Here is a 6,000-nt window from a genome sequence, read left to right as displayed (position 1 = left end):
TATCCGATCCCAAACTGAACTTCATAAAAAGGGCTATCTATAGTTGGAACATGAAGTTCTTTTATTTCAATATTTTTTACCGAATCTGAATATATCTCTAACCCCTGTACAGTACTAATTACTTTTGCATCTAATAGTTTCATACTATCTTTCCTCTCCCCTACATAATTTGTAATTAAACAGTCCAGCAATCCTATATCCCTATTAAGCGATTTATGCCATTGAGTTTATTGTTCACATATCAAATTGTTGCACCTCAATTGATAAACTACTTTCCGCTTAACATCTCCATTCCTATCTCTTGTTTCCGCTTTCAATTCAATATTCATTTTACACTGCATTTCTACCTACAAGCATTCTAACGTAAAAAACGGCAAAAAACAATCATATACTTTCAAAACCAATCAATAAATAATTAAAAACAATCATAAACATCCAAAAACATTCGATATCATCAAAAACACATGATGTTTCTTAAGTAGAATTCATATAGTACAATGTAAAATAAACTACGTGTATGACTGGGCAGTAAAAGATAAATATGACTATTATAGGAGGAACCTATGATGTTCCCGAGTGAAATTCTTGCGACCTTTAATGAATTAGAATACTCGTTATACAACTATGTTATTGCAAATGGAGACAAGGTTATCTATATGCGTATCCGCGATTTGGCTGACCAAGCCCATGTTTCAACATCTACAATTTTACGCTTTTGCCGAAAGCTGCATTGCGATGGATTCTCAGAGTTTAAGGTGAAATTAAAGCTCTATTTGGAACAAGAGCAGGATAGAGACCTTCCGTTAAAAGGCATGCAGCACTTCCTATCAGAATTTATTGAACGTACATTACAAGGAAATTTCGAACTACATATACATGAGGCCGTCAAATTAATTCAATCTGCAGACAATGTCTTATTTGTAGGCATTGGGAATTCTGGGATATTAGCGCAGTATGGAGCAAGATACTTCTCTAGTTTGGGGAAGTTTTCACTTTATATTAATGATCCTTATTTTCCTATCCATTCCCACTACCTGCATAACAGTATTATAGTTGCCCTTTCTGTTTCGGGTGAAACCGAACATACTATTCAGCAAGTTAGCAAATTAAAAGAAGAAGGAAATAAAATTATTAGCATTACAAATAATAAAAACTGTACGCTAGCTAAAATTTCAGATAGTAACATTTCTTATTATGTAACGGAAGAGCGAACGCACCTTTCAAATATACCAAACGTACCCATTAACATCACCACCCAGCTTCCTGCGATGTACATCTTGGAGTTTATGGCACGGGAAGTGTATAAGCTTTGTAAAAACAAATGATGTGAGGGGTGATCCCTCACATCATCAAAATGTTGAAAAATTAGCAGTAATATGTACAGTTTCCATAGATTTTTTTTACATCAGATCCTTTTTTAGCAGTATACTTATCTACAATAGATACAAAATACTGTGAGAAAGCAGAGGTCATGATGAGAAGTCTACCTGTAAACATATTATGGTTTGTTTGTTCCATTACATTAAATGCTTTAGGAAATAGCTTTATGATAGTAGCTAATCTAGGAAGTGCTCCTTGGACAGCTGCCGGGCAAAATCTTGTGTCCATATTACCTGTTTCCATTGGTGTCTGCATTATTATTTTGAATTTCTTTTCATTTATACTTAGCTATTTGATGAAAACAAGACTTACCTTGATGACGATCATCAAAAGTATGGCTCTCGCCTTCTTTTTTGGAATGTTTATTGATTTGTTTGTGTATGTACATCATATTGTGTATGTACCAGAGAATATATGGATTCGTTGTTTATATTCATTAATAGGAATCAATCTTGTCGCAGTTGCTGTGAGCATTTACTTTCAGGCAGGCTCGGTGTACTTGCCGTTTGACTATTTGCTGCAGGCATTTGGGAAGCTAAAGAACAATTATACGGTCGGTACAATCTTTTGTATGTCCATTCCGTTATCCGTTAGCATTCTTATTATTGTCTTTCAGCACCATGTAGCTGGTCTAGGTATAGGAACAATTTTGTTTATGTTTGGAATTGGTTTTTTAATTGATCATTATAACCGCTGGATTGTGATTCATAAAGCTCCGACACAAAATGCGCACTCGCTATAGAATATATGGAGGTTAATTGGATGGTTTAGAGGGGGCTTCTCCTCTAAGCTATCAAGCTTGCACCAGAACCGTTGGAACGACTGGTGTTTTTTCTATCAAGCATATTTGGAAAGCTTTTAGAAACAACTTATTTATCTTTAACTTATAGAATAAAAGGACTTCCATCAATTCGTCCCTAGTACAAGCCCCACCTACGCTTTGTACCACTGGCAGCCACACGCGCCGCCCAACCCAATTCTTATTATAACAGAAAGCGCTTACAAAATAAATACTATGAATACGTTCCAATTATTGGTAATTATAAACAATATATTGAGTATTGAATATTAAAGTAAGGAGCAGTTTTCATGCCAGAAAAACCTAAAATTACCTCCAGCGAAATAGGTACGTTATGGTCAACCTATCGGGAAAAAACATTCATTTTACGCATATTAGAATATTTAATTCCAAACGCAGATGATCAAAAAGCAGAACAGATTATGACTGCTTTATATAAAAACTTAAGTACATATGTAGAAAAAATAAAAACCCTTTTCGAAAACGAAGGAGCCTCAGTTCCAATAGGCTTTTCTTCCCAAGATGTAAATATACACGCCCCTAAATTGTTCGAAAATGGTTTTGATATTATGTTTGTTCGGACAATCAAAGAAATAAGCATGGCTTTATATACTCTGAATATGGGAAATTCCTATCGAACAGATGTTATAAACATCTACAAGGATTTAACAGCTATTACTCAGGGTTGTTACAATGAGTGTACACAATACTTGTTAGAAAGAGATATTCTCACTCGTCCTCCATTTATCCCTATGCCCATTTCAGCTGAATATATCAATGATTTACATTATTTAAATGGTTTAAATTTAATAGGTGATACTAGACAACTGAATACGATTGAATTTTCATCGATATACCATGGAATGGAAACAAATAAAGTAGGGATGATTCTAATGGCTGCTTTTTCACAGGTTGCACAGGAAAAAGAAGTTATTTGATGATTCGTTTTTTATTTTACTCTTTAACTTAAGCATCCTATAGTTCAATAAGGTCAATGAGTTTTGTCCATAAAAATAGTATCGACAATCTTATTGATGTGAATTTCTGCTGTATTTAATGAATGAATGTTTAAATCCTCATTTTTAATCAGCATAGGGAGTTCTGTACAACCTAATATGATCGCTTGTATACCGTCTCTATCTGTCATTTGTTCAATGATATTTAAAAAACCTCTTTTTGTTTCATTGTTCACGATGCCATTTTCTAATTCTTCAACAATTTTTCTATGGATGTATTCCTGTTCCGATTGATTCGGTACTACTATCTCTATATTATGAGAAATAAATGGTTTTTTGAAAAAATCATTTTCCATCGTAAACTTAGTTCCTATAAGGCCAACCTTTTCTAAGTTCCATTCTTGTGCTTTTAAATATGTTTCTTCTACCGCGCTTATCATAGGTACTTGGACTTTTTCTTGAACTCGTTCAAAAACAATATGTGGTGTGTTTCCAGTAAACACCACAAAATCAACGCCAACACTTTCTAATTTTTGCACAGCATCAGTTAAGTAATAAATTAACTCTTTTGTCTGTCTATTCATAAGCAAATTAAACATCTTGTACATATTAATGCTGTTAATAAAAAGTTCTGGTAAATCTTCTTTGCTTCCAATCTTTTCTTGGAATTTAGAAATGATTGATTTGTAATAATCTACTGTTGATTCTGGTCCAGTACCTCCAATAATTCCAACCTTTTTCATCATATCAGTCCTTATCAGATATTTTTACACTATAGCATATGTTAATTAAGACCTGGATTTGAGTCAAATAGGGAAAACAGGAAGAGCAATGAGGGTGATCCTTTTCCATACTTTTAAAATAGCAGGAGTTATACTCTCAAGCCAATTATTCCGATACGCAACAGTTCCAATATAAAACAACAAAATATAAGATGGTAATCCTTTTGCTCTAATGGGATACCAAAAGCAGCAAAGATATACAAAAGCACTAGTAAGTAATAAAATAAAAATGAACAAAGCGATGCAACGCATCAAAAATTCAATAAAAAGTTACGAGAAGGAACGTGAATAAAATGGATCATCCATTAGAGGTAGCAACATTTGCCGGAGGTTGTTTTTGGTGTATGGTTCAACCATTTGACCAATTGCTGGGAATTCATAAGGTAGTTTCAGGTTATATGGGTGGGCACATTGATAATCCAACTTATGAAGAAGTAAAAGAAGGGAATACAGGGCATTATGAGGTCGTCCAAATCACATTCAACCCTTCAGTTTTCCTCTATACGGATTTACTTGAAATGTATTGGAGACAAATAGACCCTACTGATGAAGGCGGACAATTCCAAGATAGGGGAGACAGCTACCGAACAGCTATTTTTTACCACTCCGAAGAACAAAAACAAAGAGCTGAAGAGTCAAAAATAAAAATTGAACAAAGCGGGATTTTTAGTAAATCTATTGTTACGAAAATCATTCCTGCTGCGGTTTTTTATCCAGCCGAGGATTACCATCAAGATTTTTACAAAAAGAAACCGAAAGCATATAAAGAGGATCGGAAAATTTCCGGCAGAGATGAATTTATTGAAAAACATTGGGATTAAATCAAATGATGTTAAGTTATTCAGAAAGGCTGTTCATTTTTTAGTTTTGATGTGCGATAGAACTGAAGGTCTTATTGAACAGAGCACGATGAATAAAGAAATGGCGGACAAGGCCCGTCTTTTATGGCAGCACAGCGTAGAGGCGAGCCGGAGTGTAAAAGGCGCTTTTTGCCTTTTGCGGAGGTTCAGCTCGAAGTCTGCCATTTTGGGCCTTGAGCGAGGACGGAGGCGTAGTTGTACTTATACTACACCCCTAAAATTTCCATATATATCGAATTCACTTCGAGCTGGAAATTTACACTTTCCTACAGTGAGATGTAAAAGATAATTAGGCTTTATCCTAATCATCCCGTTGTTAATATACATTAGTAAGCTAAAAATAGCCCTGTCAGAACGTCCCTCTTATTTACATCACCACCGTTAGCGAGAGTAAGACAAAGCAATTATTTAGTATCTTGTTCATTTTTTAATTTGTCTACTGAACTGAACTCACGAGGAAATTGCCTTTCTTTTCTTTTTTTTAAGATTTTTTCATCTATGAGATCGATTTCAGCATCAAACGCTGTTCGCTTTAATTTACGTTCTTGCAAGGATCTTCGAACCCACACATAGATAAGAAAAAGGATATATGACACAGCGCAAGTGATAACGATAATAGCCATAACTGTAGTATGTCTATCTATATAATAGTGAGGCATGCTTCTCTCCTCCTTATCTGATCTTCATTCGTTGTAGAGGATAACATTCAATGTAAAGAGCCCTATTTTAGCTTAAATTGTATATTCTATACATCTCTCAATTACATCAACATACTCTTGCTATAATTGAGATAATTTCTCACTTAATTATTTTAATCCAAAAACAAATAAATGTGTACAAAAAGTTCACAAAAAATTTACGTAAAATTTACAAAAAGTTTATAAATAAATATTTTTCTTGTTGAGATTTGGGCACATACAGGAAAGAAAGATGAGTTAATTGAATAAAGAATAATGTATATTCTATACAAATCCAGTTAACATACCCCTGCATTATCAAGAATCAATGTAACTAAAATATAAAAAGCCCTCCAACTGGAGGGCTTTTTATTCACGTAATCAATAATCAATATGATGTAGGAAGGAAGTCACTTTACTTATCTTACGATGCATTTTCAATCCTACATATTCATTTGTAATACATCAATAGCAGGAACAATAAGATAGGGTCTGCCACAACGGAGTGCCCTATTGTCCACCAACCATAGGTAAAATAACCAAATG

The 6,000-nt window shown here is 34.1% G+C and carries 6 protein-coding genes; 4 read left to right on the top strand and 2 right to left on the bottom strand.

Annotation, left to right across the window (positions count from 1 at the left end; genetic code table 11):
- Window positions 1-566: 566 nt before the first annotated feature.
- From EP737_RS22290 to EP737_RS22280, 3 genes are all read left to right on the top strand, one after another.
- Window positions 567-1,325, top strand: a complete 759-nt coding sequence (locus EP737_RS22290) for a MurR/RpiR family transcriptional regulator (RefSeq protein ID WP_129731129.1) — start codon at window positions 567-569, stop codon at window positions 1,323-1,325.
- Between the two features lie 146 nt (window positions 1,326-1,471).
- On the top strand, window positions 1,472-2,122 hold the full coding sequence (locus EP737_RS22285) for a YczE/YyaS/YitT family protein (RefSeq protein WP_484068191.1): 651 nt from the start codon (window positions 1,472-1,474) through the stop codon (window positions 2,120-2,122).
- 347 nt (window positions 2,123-2,469) lie between these two features.
- The gene (locus tag EP737_RS22280; RefSeq protein ID WP_129731118.1) at window positions 2,470-3,117 is read left to right on the top strand and encodes a DUF3231 family protein; all 648 of its coding nucleotides are present in this window, start codon (window positions 2,470-2,472) and stop codon (window positions 3,115-3,117) included.
- A gap of 53 nt (window positions 3,118-3,170) precedes the next feature.
- On the opposite strand, the gene EP737_RS22275 is transcribed toward EP737_RS22280, so the two are convergent.
- Window positions 3,171-3,878, bottom strand: a complete 708-nt coding sequence (locus tag EP737_RS22275; RefSeq protein ID WP_129731124.1) for an aspartate/glutamate racemase family protein — start codon at window positions 3,876-3,878, stop codon at window positions 3,171-3,173.
- A gap of 332 nt (window positions 3,879-4,210) precedes the next feature.
- On the opposite strand from EP737_RS22275, the gene msrA reads away from it, so the two are divergent.
- Window positions 4,211-4,738, top strand: a complete 528-nt coding sequence (gene msrA / locus EP737_RS22270; RefSeq protein ID WP_129731122.1) for a peptide-methionine (S)-S-oxide reductase MsrA — start codon at window positions 4,211-4,213, stop codon at window positions 4,736-4,738.
- A gap of 443 nt (window positions 4,739-5,181) precedes the next feature.
- Here the strand turns inward: msrA and EP737_RS22265 are convergent, their stop codons facing one another.
- Complete coding sequence (locus tag EP737_RS22265) at window positions 5,182-5,436, bottom strand: hypothetical protein (protein WP_129731115.1); 255 nt, start codon at window positions 5,434-5,436, stop codon at window positions 5,182-5,184.
- Window positions 5,437-6,000 lie beyond the last annotated feature (564 nt).

It is taken from the genome of Ectobacillus funiculus (assembly GCF_004138295.1).
GTDB lineage: Bacteria > Bacillota > Bacilli > Bacillales > Bacillaceae_G > Ectobacillus > Ectobacillus funiculus.
Note: the sequence above shows the minus strand (reverse complement) of the source record. Positions and strands in the feature narration are given on the sequence as shown.